A 707-nucleotide genomic window follows, 5' to 3' on the forward strand; every position below is an offset into this window, starting at 1 on the left:
CTACGACAAGACGGATGTCATCCCGTTTGACAAGATTGAGGACTTTATGAAGAAGAACCTTTGATGAATGAGCGGAGTTAGGCCGCTTGTTCTTCAGTTATCCCAGAAGCCCCGGGTTGCGATTGAACCGCCCGGGGCTTTTTCTCTCCCAAACTCCCGTGGGCTAGCACCAAAAGTAGTGCTTCCCCGCGGGAGGGGTGACGCCGATCTGCTCATAGACCTGAGTCTGCCGCCTGGTCAGCAGATCCACCCTCCATTCACGGCCGTTCCCCACACGCACAGCCACTACCGGCTCAATAGCTGCCAGAAGCTTGTTCAATGAGTTCCCAGGCAGAACAGCCTGCTTCTTTCGAGCCTGCATGGCTACCTGTCTATAGATTGACTGGGCCAGTTCATAAACGAACAGCTTGCCCTCAAAGGCAGTCTGCGTTGCCATCAGGCGGCGCGCATCTTCCTCGACCTTCAGCTCCCGGAAGGTGCGTTCGATGTTGTTGCGGTCCGAGTAGATCGTAAACACTTGAGCCGCAGACAAATACCGATCCGTTCGGATGGCCAGGCACCCTTCAAACTCGGTCTTCCGCGTCATAACCTGCGCCTTGCGGTAGTAAACCTTATGACCCTTATCGGATTCCTTCTCTCCGATGCAATTGGCCGTACGCTGAGCCAGACGGGGGTCCAGTTTCCTGCCCGAATTCAGAACCTTGAGC

The 707-nt window shown here is 55.3% G+C and carries 1 protein-coding gene; it reads right to left on the bottom strand.

What is annotated here, in order from left to right:
* Positions 1 to 163: 163 nt before the first annotated feature.
* Positions 164 to 707 (bottom strand): hypothetical protein (locus GBM95_RS11940; RefSeq protein WP_226963326.1); only part of this gene is annotated, 544 nt, incomplete at its 5' end.

This window comes from Sutterella seckii (genome assembly GCF_009183815.1).
Taxonomy (GTDB): Bacteria; Pseudomonadota; Gammaproteobacteria; order Burkholderiales; family Burkholderiaceae_F; genus Sutterella; species Sutterella seckii.